The sequence below is a fragment of the Microbacterium sp. Root166 genome (genome assembly GCF_001427145.1).
Lineage (GTDB): Bacteria > Actinomycetota > Actinomycetes > Actinomycetales > Microbacteriaceae > Microbacterium.
On record NZ_LMGL01000002.1, the window covers coordinates 822,209 to 838,616 of the forward strand.

Consider the following 16,408-nt stretch of genomic DNA (forward strand, 5'->3'; position numbering starts at 1 on the left):
GCTAGGACCTGCGTCGCATCCATGCGGCCACGAGCGGTGCCAGTTCGGCGCCGATCTCGTCGGCAGGGCGCTTGCGACCCTTCACCTCGAAGGAGTGGCCGCCGCCGTCGATCCACAGGATCTCGGCATCCCGGCAGGCGGCGACCGCCGCCTCGAGCTGCTCGATCGGCTGGATGAACGGGTCGTTGCTGCCCTCGACGAACAGCTGGGGCGGCGCGACGTCCGGCAGGTGGGCCGTGCGCGCCTTCGCGGGATCCCCGGGCGGATGCAGCGGATATCCCAGGTAGATCAGCCCCGCCGGCGCGATGCGTCCCTCGGCTGCTGCCATCGAGGCCATGCGTCCGCCATAGGACTTGCCCGCTGCCCAGACCGGCAGGCCGTGCTGAGCCGCCGCGGCCTCGGCCGCCGCCCAGGTCGCGACGGCGTGGGCCGCGGGTCCGGGCATCCGTCGTCCTGCCTCGAGGTAGGGGAAGTTGAAGCGCAGCGTCGCCACGCCCTCGTCGGCCAGCCCACGGGAGAAGCCGGTGAGGAACGGATGCCGGTACCCCGCGCCGGCGCCGTGCGCGATGGCCAGAGCGGCCCAGGCATCGGACCGGTGCACGAGGTCCGCCGACACCTCCACCGACCCTGAGTGCAGCTCCACGGCGAAGTTCGTCGGTCTGCTGTCGTCCATTCCGTCCATCCCGTTCATCATGCCCGCCCCGCTCATGTGTCGATGTCGATCGTTCCCTGGCGTGCGGCCTCCGCGAACCGCTCCAGCAGCCACGCACCCAAGAGGAACCACGCCAGTCCGAGCCCCACCGCGAGGGCGAGCGAAGCCGAAAGCAGTCCCCAGTCGCCGGGGTCGCCGTCGAGCACCGCGCGCAGGCCGCGCAGCGAGTGCGTCACCGGGAACAGCTGCGCGAACCACTGGACCGGCCACGGCCAGAACGCGACCGGGACGAGTGCTCCGCACACGAGGACCATCACGTTGTGGGCCACGTTCGATGCCGCATTCCGCCAGGAGGGGCGTCTCAGGACGAGCGCCGCCAGCGGCAGGGCGAAGCCATAGCTGGCGGCGATGGTGACGGGCACCACGAGAGCGACGGCGGCCAGCTGCAGTGGCGTGAGGACGAAGCCGAAGAGAGGCGGCAGGGTCAGCAGCGACACCAGCGAGGTCGCGGTCGCACTGCCCAGCCACTGCGTGCTCCGTCCGGCGAAGACCGGCCACGCGCGACCGGGCGCGGCGACCAGCAGCGGCAGAGTGCCGGATCCGCGTTCCCACGCCGTGGACTGGATCACCCACATCACCTCGGCGACCCCGACGAAGAGGCCACGGCCGATCAGCAGGAAGAACGTGGCCTGCGGGCTCTGGAGCAGCAGTCCGATGAGACCGAAGAAGGCGACCTCCATGAGGCATCGCAGGAGCCACCCTGAGGTCCACGACCACCAGGTGTAGTTCGTGCGGAGATCGCCCAGTCCGGTGCGCATGGCGAGGGCGAAGATCGTGGCGCTGGACGGTCTGCGCCGCACGTCGATGTCACGTGAGCCCAAGCTTGCCCTCCCTTCGAGCATTGCGAAGGGTGGCAGCGAGCAGCGCCCGCGCGGCGAGGTAGGTGACGAGGCCGAGCGCGAGGATGACGGCGATGCGCCACGGCCAGGCCTCAAGACCGCGGCCCGCTGCGGCGTCCCGCAGGAGGTCGGCGGACCACGAGAGGTAGACCACTCGAGACAGCGACTGAACCCACTCCGGGTACAGGGCGACGGGCACCAGGACGCCGCCCAGGACGTAGAACGGGTAGCTCAGACTGTTCTGGAAGATCCGCGGAGAGCGTGAGTTGACGAAGAACACCGCGAACAGCAGTGCCGTCGCCACGGTCGCGAGGGACATCGCGACGTAGGTGATCGCGAAGACCGCCGGCGCGGCCGGCAGCGGCGGGACGCCGAAGAAGAGCCAGCCGGTGAGCGCCGAGAGCGGAAGGGCGAGCCACGATGCGACGGTGATGACCGCGACGCGTCCGATCACGACCAGTTCCAGCCGCGCCGGAGCCGCGGCGATCGCCTCGAGCGATTGATTGTCCCTCTCGCTCGCGATCACCTCGCCCGACAGCATGAGCGCCAGTGCCCACAGCGCGATCACGGCAGGAGCGATCACCGCGTACACATCGAGATCCGTACGTCCGTTGAACCGGAAGATCGCGAGATACCCCATCGTCTGCAGCGGAACGAGCCAGACCGCGAACATCGACAACGGCTGACGGACCAGCATCTGCCACTCCAGCCGGGCGGACGCGGCCAGGACGGCGAGCGGGCGAACCCGTCTCATCGCACGTCCATGCCACGCTCCCCGATCATGTGGACGTAGACCTCTTCCAAGCTCGGCGAGGTCACCGACACCTGTGTGAGGCCACGAGCGAGGAGCATCGCGAGAACAGCCGAGACGGCATCCCGGCCACGCGTCTCCACCCGCATGACTCTGTCCTCGCCGACATTCGTCGACACCACATCCGCGTGGCGCTCGAGTTCGGCGCGGAGCTCGGCAACGGAGCCGGCGGTGCCCAGACGCACGTCGACGCGCTCGTGTGTCGACAGCAGCTCACCGAGCGCCCGCGGCGAGCTGGTGGCGAGGAGACGTCCACCGTCGATCATCGACACCTCGTCGCATAGCGCTTCGGCCTCGCCCATGTCGTGCGTCGCCAGCAGGGTCGTGGTGCCCGCGGCCACCACCTCTCGGACGAGGTCGCGGAACGCTCGAGCCGACACCGGATCCATGCCGGTCGTGGGCTCGTCCAAGATGAGCACCTGCGGTCGCGGCAGAAGCCCCCGTGCCAGGTGCAGTCGCTGCTTCATCCCGCGGCTGTACCGCTCGACATGAAGGTCGACGTCCGTCAACCCGACGCGTTCGATGACCGCGTCGATCCGGGCCGCTGCTTCAGCGCCCGGCATCCCGTACATCGCCGCCCAGAACCGCAGGTTCTCGCGCGCACTGAGCTTCGCGTACAGACCCCGGTCGCCGCCGAGGACGAGCCCGATCTGTCGGCGCACGTCCTCGGCATCGCGGACGACGTCGAAGCCCGCGACGGACGCGGAGCCGGACGTCGGAAGCAGGACGGTCGCGAGGATCTTGCACAGCGTGGTCTTGCCCGCGCCATTGGGTCCGAGGAGTCCGTGAACCCCGCCTGCGCGGACCCGCAGCGAGAGTCCGTCGAGGGCCAGCACAGTCGGCTTCCCGCGCCCGAGGGCATACTCCCGCCTCAGATCCACGACCTCGATCACGGCGTCGGAGGCGGGGACGACGGTCACGCCCGGCCGTCTCCCCGGTCCGGGCCGCCGGAGCCCGGGTCCTCGGGCGTGGGGGCGGACGTCGAATCGTCGGGGGTCACCCGCTCGCCGTACCTGGGCGGCTCGGCAGCGTTCTCCTGTGCCGGCGTCGGAGCGGCCGGCGCGGTCGCCGACTGCGCACCGACCGGACCGAGGACCTGACGTGCGCGATGGATGCTCTTCGCGGTGACCGTCACCTCGTAGTGATCGGCGACGACCTGCATGACCGAGGCATAGTCGCGACGGCGGCGGACGAACGAGTAGGTCACGATGCTCAGCAGCATCCCGATCGCGATGCCGACGAACAGCACCCCGACGAAGGCCTGGATCGGGACCGTGGGCGAGCCGATCACGAGGATCGCGGAGAACAGCAGGCCCAGGAGCAGTCCGTTGATGGCGCCCGATCGGGCGGCCGCGGCGTAGCCGAGCCGGCCGGTCACGCGCTCGATCGAGCGCAGGCCCTGTCCGACGATGGCGATGTCGCGCGCGGGCACGTCGCCGGCGATGAGCGAGGAGACCGCCTTCTGCGCGGCCTCGTACGTCGGGAAGCTGGCGACGGTCTCACCGACCCCGTCGGCGCCCTGCGGCAAGCGGCCTCCGAACATGCTCATCTCCCCATCCTCCCACGGTGTCCGCACTACGCTGGAACGCGTGAGCACGCAGAGGGTATTCGTCGCGCGCCTGTCAGGGTGCTCGGTCTTCGACCCCGCCGGAGACCGGCTGGGCAAGGTTCGCGATGTCGTGGTCATCTATCGCAAGGACGATCCGCCGAGGGTGATCGGCCTGGTCGTCGAGATCCCCGGCCGCCGCCATGTGTTCGTCTCCATCGGGCGCGTGACATCGATCGCGACCGGCCAGGTCATCACGACGGGCCTCATCAACGTCCGCCGGTTCCAGCAGCGCGGCGGCGAGGTCCGCGTGATGGCGGAGCTCCTCGGCCGCAGGGTCTATCTGCAGGACGGATCGGGCACCGCCGTCATCGAGGACGTCGCGATCGAGCGCAACCGCCTCGGCGAGTGGGACGTGGGCCAGCTGTTCCTCCGCCGTCCGCGCACGAGCGCGTCGCCGTTCGCCAAGGGAGCCACGACGTTCGCCGCCTGGCAGGAGGTGCGCGAGCAGCAGAACCCGGGCGAGGCGCAGTCCGCCGAGCAGCTCGTCGCGACCTACTCCGACCTCAAGCCCGCCGACCTCGCGAACACCCTGCTCGACCTCCCGGAAGATCGCCTCATCGAGGTCGCCGAGGAGCTCCCCGACGACCGCCTCGCCGACGCGCTCGAAGAGATGCCCGAAGAGGACCAGGTCCACATCCTCGACGCGCTCGGTGACGAGCGCGCGGCCGATATCCTCGACGCGATGGAGCCCGACGACGCGGCGGACCTGCTCGGCCAGCTTCCCGAGGAGCGCTCCGAGGAGCTGCTCGACCTCATGGAGCCCGAAGAGGCCGAAGACGTCCGCGCGCTGCTGAAGTACGGTCCCGACACCGCGGGCGGTCTCATGACGAGCGAGCCCATCGTGCTGTCCGCCGATGCGACGGTCGCCGAGGCGCTCGCCCTGATCCGGCGCCACGAGCTGCACCCGGCGCTCGCAGCCGCGGTCTTCGTGACCCTTCCGCCGTACGAGACCCCCACGGGCCGGCTCCTGGGGACCGTGCACTTCCAGCGGATGCTGCGCTACCCGCCCCACGAGCGCCTCGGTGCGATCATCGACGACACGCTCGATCCCATGCCGGCCGCGGCATCCGCGGCAGAGGTGGCACGACTGCTGGCCAGTTACAACCTCGTGTCCGTGCCCGTCGTCGACCAGGCGCACCGGCTCGTCGGCGCCGTCAGCATCGACGACGTCCTGGACTACCTGCTGCCCGACGACTGGCGCTCCCACGGCGAAGCCCCTCGGCCGGCCAAGACCGCGGTCCCCGGCAAGAGCGCGACGATGCTGCCGAGGCGGCGCTGATGGCCCGCCAGACGCGCCAGTCGGCGCTGGACGCCCCGCGCGGCCGCTCGGGCATGCTGCAGCGCACGCCGCAGCCGTCGCGCGACCGCTTCGGCCGGTTCTCCGAAGCATTCGCCCGCGGGATGGGGACCTCGGGGTTCCTCATCGGCATGACCGTCTTCGTCGTGCTGTGGCTCGCGTGGAACACCTTCGCCCCGCGCGAGCTCCAGTTCGATCCGCGCGAGTACAACTACACGCTGCTGACGCTCATCCTCTCGCTCCAGGCGTCGTACGCGGCCCCGCTGATCCTCCTCGCGCAGAACCGGCAGGACGACCGCGACCGCGTGCAGATCGAGCAGGACCGCCAGCGCGCCGAGCGCAACCTCGCCGACACCGAGTACCTGGCCCGCGAGGTCGTCGCGCTGCGCATGGCGGTGACCGACTTCTCCGACGAGACCGTCACGCGCGACGTCCTGCGCGCCGAGCTGCGGGTGCTGCTCGACAAGCTCGACGCGCGCGAGGATCGCGCCGACTGTTCGTCGCAATGACCGCCGCACAGGCCGAATCGGTGCGCAGCGCCGTCGGCGCGGTGTCGGACCCCGAACTGCGCCGGCCCATCGGCGAGCTCGACATGGTGCGGGACATCAGCGTCGACGGCGCGGTCGCGCACGTCGCGATCGCCCTGACCATCGTGGGCTGCCCTGCCGCGGAGCGGATCACCTCCGACGTCCGTGCGGCCGCCGCATCCGTGCCCGGCATCTCCGACGTCGTCCTCGAGGTGGGTGTCATGTCGCCCGCCGAGCGCAACGCTCTCACCGAGCGGCTCCGCGGGGGCAAGGGTCCCCGGGAGATGCCGTTCGGACCGGGCACGCTCACGCGCATCGTCGCGGTCACCAGCGGAAAGGGCGGCGTGGGCAAGTCCACGGTCACCGCCAACCTCGCTGCCTCACTCGCGGCTCGAGGCCTCTCCGTCGGCCTCATCGACGCCGACGTGCACGGCTTCTCGATCCCCGGCCAGCTCGGCATGGTCGATGCCGACGGTGCGCCGCCGCAGCCCACCCGCATCGACGATCTGATGCTTCCGCCGGTGGCCCACGGGGTGAAGGTCATCTCGATCGGCATGTTCCTGCGGCGCGGCGGCGGCCAGGGACCCCTGGGCGCCGTCGCCTGGCGGGGACCCATGCTGCATCGCACCGTGCAGCAGTTCCTCACCGACGTCTACTTCGGCGATCTCGACGTGCTGCTGCTGGACATGCCGCCGGGCACCGGCGACATCGCGATCTCGGTGGGTCAGCTGCTCCCCCACGCCGATGTCCTGGTCGTCACGACGCCTCAGACGGCCGCGTCGGACGTGGCGGTGCGCAGCGGGCTGGTCGCCCGGCAGACCGGACAGCGGGTCATCGGCGTGATCGAGAACATGGCCGCGATGACCCTTCCCGATGGAACGACCTTCGAGCTGTTCGGCTCGGGCGGCGGTGCGGCGGTGGCCGAGGCACTGTCCGGACCGGATGCCGCGGTGCCGCTGCTGGCCTCGGTGCCGCTCAGCCCCACCCTTCGGGCGGACGCGGATGCCGGCATCCCGGCCGTTCTCGCCCATCCGCAGGACCCGGCGGCGATCGCGATCGAGCGTGCGGCCGCGGCGATCATGTCGGAGCCGCGCGGTCTAGCGGGCCGGTCCCTGCCGCTGCGGACCCGCTGATCCGTCGTCCGAGTCGTCCCGGCTCAGGTCGCTTCGAGATCGTGCGGCGGCACTTCGCCCGCCGCGCGGAACGGCGAGCGGACCGGGGGCGGCGGTGGCGTCGCGGTCGATGCGACCGCGGCCCCTGCCTGAGCGGCGCGGACGGTCGGCACGGGTGCATCATCGAGGAGCGCCTCGCGGATGATGCGGCGCGGGTCGTACTGGCGGGGGTCGAGCGTGCGCCAATCGACGTCGTCGAACTCCTCGCCCATCTCGTCCCGCACCCTCGTCCGCGCCGACGAGACCCAGTCCCGCGCCCTGCGCGTGAAACCGGCCAACGCCTCGGCGTAGCGGGGCAGGCGTTCGGGGCCGACGATGAGCGCCGCGATGAGGCCGATCAGCAGCAGCTTCTCGATCGTGAGGCCGAAGAACATGAGATCAGGTTACCGCCGCGCCTCAGGCTCGAGGTCACTTCCGCCGCGTAGGCTTCACGCGGAGGATCCATGGCCGAGCAGTATGACAATCAGCGGTTCGCCGCCGAGGCGACGGTCGAACCCGAGCACATCGCCCGCGCCCGCGCGCACGCGCTGGAGCTCGGCGCCGCGCCGGTGAGCGCGCCGGTGGGTGCGCAGTGCGCCGTTCTGGCCGCGGCATCCCAGGCCCTCAACATCGTCGAGATCGGCACCGGGGCGGGCGTGTCCGGGCTCTGGCTCCTCCACGGCTCTCCGCGGGCGACCCTCACGACCATCGACAAAGAGCCCGAGCACCTCGGCGCCGCGCGTCAGGCCTTCGCTGACGCGCGCATCCCGGCCGCTCGCGCCCGTTTCATCACCGGACGCGCCTCCGAGGTGCTGCCCCGCATGAACGAGGCCTCCTACGACATCGTGCTCGTCGACGCGGATCCCGAGGGCGTCATCGAATACGTCGAGCACGGCCTTCGCCTGGTGCGGGCGGGCGGCACCGTGCTGGTCCCGCGCGTCATGGCCGGCGGCGCGGTCGCCGATCCCGTCCGCCGCGATGCGGTGACCACCGCGTATCGCTCGCTCATCCAAGAGACCCAGGCCTCGTCCGCTGTCATCGGCGCCCTGTCGATCGTGGGCGAGGGGCTCCTGCAGCTGACGACGATCCCCGCGGACTGATCGCACCGCGACCTGCCGCTCCCACGCAGAACGGCCGGTCCGAGGACCGGCCGCTGCGCGGAACGAAGTGATTCAGGCGGGGTTCACGACTCCACCCAGAACGTCGTAGAGCTCCTTGGCCTCAGCGTCGTTGACAGAGACGACGAGACGACCGCCACCTTCGAGCGGTACCCGCACGATGATGAGGCGCCCCTCCTTCACGGCCTCCATCGGCCCGTCTCCGGTTCTCGGCTTCATGGCTGCCATTGCGGCTCCTTTTCATCGATGGTCTGCCAGACAAGTTTATCGTGAGGCCGCGACCACTGGGCACCCGTGGGGATACGGCATCCTCGCGTTTTCACGGGATCTGCCAGATGGCATTCCCCAGGCCGTACATGTTGTAGATCCACCACCACTGCCCCGCCAGACACGCGGCGAGGACACCGGCGCGCCAGAGCATGGACTTCGGCACCGCGAAGGCGCCCCACAGCGGAGAGAGCGGCACGAGCAGCCGGAAGATGCTCGACTGCGCGAAGAAGACGAGCAGCAGGTACACGAGATAGGTCGCACTCCAGAGCCGCAGCTCCACGCCGAGTCGCCGCACCTGGGGAAGCAGGAACAGGGCCGCTGCGATCGCGACGACGGCGGCCGCGAGCACGACATACCCGACCTCGGCGGTCATGCCCCAGACAGAATCGAACCAGAACGCCGCCGCGCTGATGAATCCCTCGAGCGGAAAGAACTCCGCGTCTCCCGGAATCCAGTTGCGGCGCCAGGCGAGTTCGGTCGCCAGGTACGCGTCGCTGCGCCCCGTGACCCATCCCGCGATCAGCTGCCAGGAGAACCCCACCACGACCGCGAGCATCCCGAGCGCGACGATGTGGACGCCCTCTGTGACCGTCAGCGGCTCGCGCCGACGGGTGGACCAGCGCCACAGTCCGAACAGCGCGAGGAACAGAGCGAAGGCCAGGACGCCGGGGCGGGTGAATCCCATCAGCGGAATCAAGGCGTAGAGCCATCCGTAGCGACGCCGGAGCACGCACCAGAGCGCCAGGAACAGCCACAGCAGGGAGAGGGTCTCCGCATACCCGACCTGGAACAGCGCCGCGAGCGGGCCCGCGGCGAAGAAGACGACGGCCCAGGTCGCCGCGGTGTCGTCGATCTTCTCTCGCAGGAGATGGAAGAGAACGAGGGATGCCGCGTACCCCGCGATCAGCGAGACCAGCAGAGCGCCGATCGCCCAGTGCCCGAAGGGAAGCGAGACCGCCTTCGCGAGGAAGGGGAAGACGGGCATGAACGCCCACTGGTTCTCGGCGACGGCGCCGGATTCCGTCAGTGGAAGTTCGGACGGGTACCCCGTCTCCGCCACGATCCAGTACCAGCGCGAATCCCACCCGAGCACGAGGTCGCCGAGCGCCGGCTCCGGGCCGAACCGCGACTCGAAGCCCGAGAGCTGCGCCGCCAGCAGCAGCATGGCGGTGGTGATGAGCCGCGCGACCAGGTAGATGAGCCCGATGCGCAGGGCCGGCCGGAGCCCGCCCAGCAGGGATCGCGCCGGCGTGATCAGCGGCTGGTCAGCCACGTGCGCAGGCCCCGCTCGACCGCCTCGATCTGCGCGACCGGCACCCGCTCCTCGTCGTGGTGCGCGAGATGCGGGTCACCCGGACCGTAGTTCACGGCCGGAACGCCGAGCGCGCTGAAGCGCGCCACGTCGGTCCACCCGTACTTGGGTCGGGGCTCTGCGCCGACCGCGGCCACGAACTCCTGCGCGAGCGGCGCGTCGAGACCGGGGCGCGCGCCCACGGCCAAGTCGACGATCTCGACGTCGAACCCGGCGAACACCTCACGCACGTGGTTCTCCGCCTCGGCGGCGTCGCGACTCGGGGCGAACCGGTAGTTGACCTCGACCTCGCACAGGTCCGGGATCACGTTGCCTGCGACGCCGCCGGTGATCCGCACCGCGTTGAGGCCCTCGCGATAGACGAGCCCTTCGACCGGGATCTCCCTGGGACGGTATTCGGCCAGGCGGGCCAGCACGGGCGCTGCCTTGTGAATGGCGTTCTCGCCGATCCACGCGCGCGCGCTGTGCGAGCGGACGCCGTGGGTGCGCACGATGGCGCGCAGGTTGCCGTTGCAGCCGCCTTCGACTTCGCCGTTGGACGGCTCGCCCAGGATCGCGAAGTCGCCCATGAACAGGTCGGGACGGGTGAGCGCGAGGCGGGTCAGGCCGCTCCGGTCAGCGTCGACCTCCTCGTGGTCATACCACATCCACGTGATGTCGACGCGAGGGGCGACGAGCTCGGCGGCGAGCTTGAGCTGCACGGCGACGCCGGCCTTCATGTCGACGGTGCCGCGACCCCAAATGTAGGGCTCGCCGGCGTCGACGACATCCCGCGTCGGGACATTGCGGTTGATCGGCACCGTGTCGATGTGGCCGGCGATGACCACGCGCTGCGCGCGGCCGAGGTCGGTGCGGGCGACGATGGTGTCGCCGTCCCGGTACACCTCGAGGTGTGCCAGTGCGCTGACCGCGTCGAAGATGGCATCGGCGAGAACGGTCTCGTCGTCCGAGACACTCGGGATGTCGCAGATCGTCCGGGTCAGATCGGCAGAGGTCGCGGTGAGGTCGAGCGCAGGCATCCCCCGAGTCTATCGAGAACGGATGCCGCGCCCCCTGGCGCGTCAACGCGAAATGGCCACCCATCTTTGGGTGGCCATTTCGGTAATGGAAGTCCGGCGGTGTCCTACTCTCCCACAGGGTCCCCCCTGCAGTACCATCGGCGNAACGCGAAATGGCCACCCATCTTTGGGTGGCCATTTCGGTAATGGAAGTCCGGCGGTGTCCTACTCTCCCACAGGGTCCCCCCTGCAGTACCATCGGCGCTGAGAGGCTTAGCTTCCGGGTTCGGAATGTGACCGGGCGTTTCCCTCTCGCTATGGCCGCCGAAACACTATTGATGTTTCAGTCTGCACACAACGATAACGTTGGTGCGGTTCTCGACCGTACATCGAGAACCACTCAGTGGACGCAAGCACCTAGAACGGTGTGTTATCAAGTCATCGGCTTATTAGTACCAGTCAGCTGCACGCATTGCTGCGCTTCCACATCTGGCCTATCAACCCAGTAGTCTGGCTGGGAGCCTCTCGCCCGAAGGCATGGAAGTCTCATCTTGAGGCCGGCTTCCCGCTTAGATGCTTTCAGCGGTTATCCATCCCGAACGTAGCTAATCAGCGGTGCTCCTGGCGGAACAACTGACACACCAGAGGTTCGTCCAACCCGGTCCTCTCGTACTAGGGTCAGATCCTCTCAAACTTCCTGCGCGCGCAGCGGATAGGGACCGAACTGTCTCACGACGTTCTAAACCCAGCTCGCGTACCGCTTTAATGGGCGAACAGCCCAACCCTTGGGACCTACTCCAGCCCCAGGATGCGACGAGCCGACATCGAGGTGCCAAACCATGCCGTCGATATGGACTCTTGGGCAAGATCAGCCTGTTATCCCCGAGGTACCTTTTATCCGTTGAGCGACAGCGCTTCCACAAGCCACTGCCGGATCACTAGTCCCGACTTTCGTCCCTGCTCGACCTGTCAGTCTCACAGTCAAGCTCCCTTGTGCACTTACACTCGCCACCTGATTGCCAACCAGGTTGAGGGAACCTTTGGGCGCCTCCGTTACTTTTTGGGAGGCAACCGCCCCAGTTAAACTACCCACCATGCACTGTCCCTGAACCGGATTACGGTTCGAAGTTAGATATCCAGAGTGACCAGAGTGGTATTTCAACAATGACTCCACAAGAACTAGCGTCCCTGCTTCACAGTCTCCCACCTATCCTACACAAGCCACACCGAACACCAATACAAAGCTATAGTAAAGGTCACGGGGTCTTTCCGTCCTGCTGCGCGTAACGAGCATCTTTACTCGTAATGCAATTTCGCCGAGTTCGCGGTTGAGACAGTTGGGAAGTCGTTACGCCATTCGTGCAGGTCGGAACTTACCCGACAAGGAATTTCGCTACCTTAGGATGGTTATAGTTACCACCGCCGTTTACTGGGGCTTAAATTCTCAGCTTCGCCTTGCGGCTAACCGGTCCTCTTAACCTTCCAGCACCGGGCAGGCGTCAGTCCGTATACATCGTCTTGCGACTTGGCACGGACCTGTGTTTTTAGTAAACAGTCGCTACCCACTAGTCTCTGCGGCCTCCAAACGCTTTCGGGAGTAAATCCCTATACGCCGAAGGCCCCCCTTCTCCCGAAGTTACGGGGGCATTTTGCCGAGTTCCTTAACCACGATTCTCTCGATCTCCTTAGTATTCTCTACCTGACCACCTGAGTCGGTTTGGGGTACGGGCAGCTAGAACCTCGCGTCGATGCTTTTCTTGGCAGCATAGGATCACCCACTTTTTATCCGCATCGTGTCTCAGCCTTGATGAGCGGCGGATTTGCCTACCGCTCGGCCTACGCACTTGCACCAGGACTACCATCGCCTGGCTTGGGCTACCTTCCTGCGTCACACCTGTTAATACGCTAACCGCCTCAGCATAGGGTCGTGTGCTAGGCCCAGAGCGTCACCCCGAAGGGATCAGTCACTGGGATTCAGACACTTAGCATTACTGGATTGGTTTGGGCGGTTCTTCGCCGGTACGGGAATATCAACCCGTTGTCCATCGACTACGCCTGTCGGCCTCGCCTTAGGTCCCGACTTACCCAGGGAAGATTAGCTTGACCCTGGAACCCTTGGTCTTTCGGAGGACGTGTTTCTCACACGTCTTTCGCTACTCATGCCTGCATTCTCACTCGTGTGGCCTCCACGGCTGGTTCACACCGCCGCTTCACTGGCCACACGACGCTCTCCTACCCATCAATACGGCTGGACCACGAAGGCCTACCAATAATATCAATGCCACAGCTTCGGTGGCGTGCTTGAGCCCCGTTACATTGTCGGCGCGGAATCACTTGACCAGTGAGCTATTACGCACTCTTTCAAGGGTGGCTGCTTCTAAGCCAACCTCCTGGTTGTCTAAGCAACTCCACATCCTTTCCCACTTAGCACGCGCTTAGGGACCTTAGATGGTGGTCTGGGTTGTTTCCCTCTCGACTATGAAGCTTATCCCCCACAGTCTCACTGCTGCGCTCTCACTTACCGGCATTCGGAGTTTGGCTGACGTCAGTAACCTTGTAGGGCCCATCGGCCATCCAGTAGCTCTACCTCCGGCAAGAAACACGCAACGCTGCACCTAAATGCATTTCGGAGAGAACCAGCTATCACGAAGTTTGATTGGCCTTTCACCCCTATCCACAGCTCATCCCCTCAGTTTTCAACCTAAGTGGGTTCGGTCCTCCACGACGTCTTACCGTCGCTTCAACCTGGCCATGGATAGATCACTTCGCTTCGGGTCTAGGACATGCGACTGAATCGCCCTATTCAGACTCGCTTTCGCTACGGCTACCCCACTCGGGTTAACCTCGCCACATATCGCTAACTCGCAGGCTCATTCTTCAAAAGGCACGCTGTCACCCCTACTAGGGAGGCTCCAACGGTTTGTAAGCAAACGGTTTCAGGTACTATTTCACTCCCCTCCCGGGGTACTTTTCACCTTTCCCTCACGGTACTTGTCCGCTATCGGTCATCTGGGAGTATTTAGGCTTATCAGGTGGTCCTGACAGATTCACACGGGATTTCTCGGGCCCCGTGCTACTTGGGATACTCTTCGCGCCAAGGGAGGCATTTCGACTACGGGGTTCGCACCCTCTCTGACTGGCCATTCAAAGCCATTCGTCTATACCTTCTTGTAACGCCGGCTGCTCGGCAGAGCAGCCTGAAAAGTCCCACAACCCCGAATACGCAACTCCTGCCGGATATCACACGTACTCGGTTTAGCCTGTTCCGGTTTCGCTCGCCACTACTAACGGAATCGCGGTTGCTTTCTCTTCCTGTGGGTACTGAGATGTTTCACTTCCCCACGTTCCCTCTACCCGCCCTATATATTCAGGCGGGAGTCACTAGGTCGGCACGCCGCCCAGCGGGGTTTCCCCATTCGGACACCCTCGGATCAAAGTGTGCTTATCCACTCCCCGAGGCTTATCGCAGATTGCTACGTCCTTCTTCGGCTCCAGATGCCAAGGCATTCACCGTTTGCTCTTAAAGACTTGAAATCACATGAGTTTCATCAAAGAATCGGTCCGGACTCAAAGAGTCCGACTCGAAATTGACTAATGATCTTTAAGATCATCAATAGAGCTGACAAAGTCAGCTCAAAAGATGCTCGCGTCCACTGTGTAGTTCTCAAAGTACGGGCGGTGCCCTCCCCCCACGCCGGCAACCAAGCCGGCGCAGAAAAGGGCCCAGAGAGTCAGGCGCCACGAATCTTCCGACCCGCGACATCCGGTCCCTCAGGACCCAACAGCGTGCATGTGCCAGGCGTTCAAACCCTCCCCGTTCCCACCGCAAGCGGTGTACTAAGAAAGACTTCGCAGCCCCAGCACCTTGTCTAATGTTCCACCCATGAGCTACCGGTCGAGAACGTGCGTCCCGAATCCGGCGCCTGGACACCACCACACCCCGAAGGACGCGAGAGTGCCAGATGCTCCTTAGAAAGGAGGTGATCCAGCCGCACCTTCCGGTACGGCTACCTTGTTACGACTTAGTCCTAATTACCGATCCCACCTTCGACGGCTCCCTCCACAAGGGTTGGGCCACCGGCTTCAGGTGTTACCGACTTTCATGACTTGACGGGCGGTGTGTACAAGACCCGGGAACGTATTCACCGCAGCGTTGCTGATCTGCGATTACTAGCGACTCCGACTTCATGAGGTCGAGTTGCAGACCTCAATCCGAACTGGGACCGGCTTTTTGGGATTCGCTCCACCTCACGGTATTGCAGCCCTTTGTACCGGCCATTGTAGCATGCGTGAAGCCCAAGACATAAGGGGCATGATGATTTGACGTCATCCCCACCTTCCTCCGAGTTGACCCCGGCAGTATCCCATGAGTTCCCACCATTACGTGCTGGCAACATAGAACGAGGGTTGCGCTCGTTGCGGGACTTAACCCAACATCTCACGACACGAGCTGACGACAACCATGCACCACCTGTTCACGAGTGTCCAAAGAGTTCTACATTTCTGCAGCGTTCTCGTGTATGTCAAGCCTTGGTAAGGTTCTTCGCGTTGCATCGAATTAATCCGCATGCTCCGCCGCTTGTGCGGGTCCCCGTCAATTCCTTTGAGTTTTAGCCTTGCGGCCGTACTCCCCAGGCGGGGAACTTAATGCGTTAGCTGCGTCACGGAATCCGTGGAATGGACCCCACAACTAGTTCCCAACGTTTACGGGGTGGACTACCAGGGTATCTAAGCCTGTTTGCTCCCCACCCTTTCGCTCCTCAGCGTCAGTTACGGCCCAGAGATCTGCCTTCGCCATCGGTGTTCCTCCTGATATCTGCGCATTCCACCGCTACACCAGGAATTCCAATCTCCCCTACCGCACTCTAGTCTGCCCGTACCCACTGCAGACCCGAGGTTGAGCCTCGGGATTTCACAGCAGACGCGACAAACCGCCTACGAGCTCTTTACGCCCAATAATTCCGGATAACGCTTGCGCCCTACGTATTACCGCGGCTGCTGGCACGTAGTTAGCCGGCGCTTTTTCTGCAAGTACCGTCACTTTCGCTTCTTCCTTGCTAAAAGAGGTTTACAACCCGAAGGCCGTCGTCCCTCACGCGGCGTTGCTGCATCAGGCTTTCGCCCATTGTGCAATATTCCCCACTGCTGCCTCCCGTAGGAGTCTGGGCCGTGTCTCAGTCCCAGTGTGGCCGGTCACCCTCTCAGGCCGGCTACCCGTCGACGCCTTGGTGAGCCATTACCTCACCAACAAGCTGATAGGCCGCGAGCCCATCCCCAACCGAAAAATCTTTCCAAACGTTGACCATGCGGTCACGTCTCGTATCCAGTATTAGACGCCGTTTCCAGCGCTTATCCCAGAGTCAGGGGCAGGTTGCTCACGTGTTACTCACCCGTTCGCCACTGATCCACCCAGCAAGCTGGGCTTCACCGTTCGACTTGCATGTGTTAAGCACGCCGCCAGCGTTCATCCTGAGCCAGGATCAAACTCTCCATAAAAGAAATATGCAACGACAAGACCGGAATAGGTCCCATCGAGCGAGTTGATCTGACGATCGGATGTCATTACTGACAAATCCGTTTAATCTCAAAAGAATCTCACCGGCCAGCCCGAAAGCTGACCGCGAGGTATTTTGGCATTTGACAAGTGCACGCTGTTGAGTTCTCAAGGATCGGATGCTCCCACCAACCAGTCTCACGACCAGCCCAGCAGGGCAACTTCACTATCTTATCCATCTCGGTCCGTCTGTCAAACCGACGCGCCGAG

The 16,408-nt window shown here is 65.1% G+C and carries 13 protein-coding genes and 3 rRNA genes; 4 read left to right on the plus strand and 12 right to left on the minus strand.

Annotation, left to right across the window (positions count from 1 at the left end):
* Window position 1: 1 nt before the first annotated feature.
* The 5 genes from ASD56_RS11700 to ASD56_RS11720 are packed head-to-tail and all read right to left on the minus strand — an operon-like array spanning window position 2 to window position 3,911.
* Entirely contained in the window at window positions 2-673 is a 672-nt protein-coding gene (locus tag ASD56_RS11700; protein ID WP_055965954.1) for an alpha/beta hydrolase family protein, read from the minus strand.
* A 32-nt stretch (window positions 674-705) separates the two neighbouring features.
* On the minus strand, window positions 706-1,533 hold the full coding sequence (locus ASD56_RS11705; protein WP_055965767.1) for an ABC transporter permease: 828 nt from the start codon (window positions 1,531-1,533) through the stop codon (window positions 706-708).
* Window positions 1,520-2,305, minus strand: a complete 786-nt coding sequence (locus tag ASD56_RS11710; protein WP_082541425.1) for an ABC transporter permease — start codon at window positions 2,303-2,305, stop codon at window positions 1,520-1,522. The genes ASD56_RS11705 and ASD56_RS11710 overlap by 14 nt, the downstream gene beginning before the upstream one ends.
* A complete protein-coding gene (locus ASD56_RS11715) occupies window positions 2,302-3,282 on the minus strand; it encodes an ABC transporter ATP-binding protein (RefSeq protein ID WP_235565668.1) in 981 nt (326 codons plus the stop codon). Before ASD56_RS11715 ends, ASD56_RS11710 begins: the two co-directional genes overlap by 4 nt.
* On the minus strand, window positions 3,279-3,911 hold the full coding sequence (locus ASD56_RS11720; RefSeq protein WP_055965770.1) for a general stress protein: 633 nt from the start codon (window positions 3,909-3,911) through the stop codon (window positions 3,279-3,281). The genes ASD56_RS11715 and ASD56_RS11720 overlap by 4 nt, the downstream gene beginning before the upstream one ends.
* Before the next feature lie 40 nt (window positions 3,912-3,951).
* Here ASD56_RS11720 and ASD56_RS11725 point away from each other — a divergent pair, with 40 nt between their 5' ends.
* From ASD56_RS11725 to ASD56_RS11735, 3 genes are read left to right on the plus strand one after another with little or no spacing between them, the layout of a single operon-like run.
* On the plus strand, window positions 3,952-5,250 hold the full coding sequence (locus ASD56_RS11725; RefSeq protein ID WP_055965772.1) for a magnesium transporter MgtE N-terminal domain-containing protein: 1,299 nt from the start codon (window positions 3,952-3,954) through the stop codon (window positions 5,248-5,250).
* Window positions 5,250-5,777, plus strand: a complete 528-nt coding sequence (locus ASD56_RS11730; RefSeq protein WP_055965774.1) for a DUF1003 domain-containing protein — start codon at window positions 5,250-5,252, stop codon at window positions 5,775-5,777. The genes ASD56_RS11725 and ASD56_RS11730 overlap by 1 nt, the downstream gene beginning before the upstream one ends.
* Complete coding sequence (locus tag ASD56_RS11735) at window positions 5,774-6,928, plus strand: Mrp/NBP35 family ATP-binding protein (RefSeq protein WP_055965776.1); 1,155 nt, start codon at window positions 5,774-5,776, stop codon at window positions 6,926-6,928. Before ASD56_RS11730 ends, ASD56_RS11735 begins: the two co-directional genes overlap by 4 nt.
* A gap of 23 nt (window positions 6,929-6,951) precedes the next feature.
* On the opposite strand, the gene ASD56_RS11740 is transcribed toward ASD56_RS11735, so the two are convergent.
* A complete protein-coding gene (locus ASD56_RS11740) occupies window positions 6,952-7,341 on the minus strand; it encodes a hypothetical protein (protein WP_055965778.1) in 390 nt (129 codons plus the stop codon).
* Window positions 7,342-7,410: 69 nt separating this feature from the next.
* On the opposite strand from ASD56_RS11740, the gene ASD56_RS11745 reads away from it, so the two are divergent.
* Window positions 7,411-8,046 (plus strand): O-methyltransferase, encoded by a 636-nt coding sequence (locus tag ASD56_RS11745; protein WP_055965780.1) that lies wholly within the window; start codon window positions 7,411-7,413, stop codon window positions 8,044-8,046.
* 72 nt (window positions 8,047-8,118) lie between these two features.
* Here the strand turns inward: ASD56_RS11745 and ASD56_RS16035 are convergent, their stop codons facing one another.
* The 6 genes from ASD56_RS16035 to ASD56_RS11770 all read right to left on the minus strand — a co-directional run bounded on the left by ASD56_RS16035 (window position 8,119) and on the right by ASD56_RS11770 (window position 16,140).
* Window positions 8,119-8,292, minus strand: coding sequence for a DUF3117 domain-containing protein (locus ASD56_RS16035; protein ID WP_067875042.1), 174 nt, complete (start codon window positions 8,290-8,292; stop codon window positions 8,119-8,121).
* A 91-nt stretch (window positions 8,293-8,383) separates the two neighbouring features.
* Complete coding sequence (locus ASD56_RS11750; protein WP_055965782.1) at window positions 8,384-9,607, minus strand: hypothetical protein; 1,224 nt, start codon at window positions 9,605-9,607, stop codon at window positions 8,384-8,386.
* Entirely contained in the window at window positions 9,589-10,665 is a 1,077-nt protein-coding gene (gene dapE / locus ASD56_RS11755; protein ID WP_055965785.1) for a succinyl-diaminopimelate desuccinylase, read from the minus strand. Before dapE ends, ASD56_RS11750 begins: the two co-directional genes overlap by 19 nt.
* Window positions 10,666-10,856: 191 nt before the next feature.
* Window positions 10,857-10,973, minus strand: a 5S ribosomal RNA gene (gene rrf, locus ASD56_RS11760).
* 100 nt (window positions 10,974-11,073) lie between these two features.
* Window positions 11,074-14,178, minus strand: a 23S ribosomal RNA gene (locus ASD56_RS11765).
* A 439-nt stretch (window positions 14,179-14,617) separates the two neighbouring features.
* Window positions 14,618-16,140, minus strand: a 16S ribosomal RNA gene (locus ASD56_RS11770).
* The 16S, 23S and 5S rRNA genes sit together here, the layout of an rRNA operon.
* Window positions 16,141-16,408: the final 268 nt, after the last annotated feature.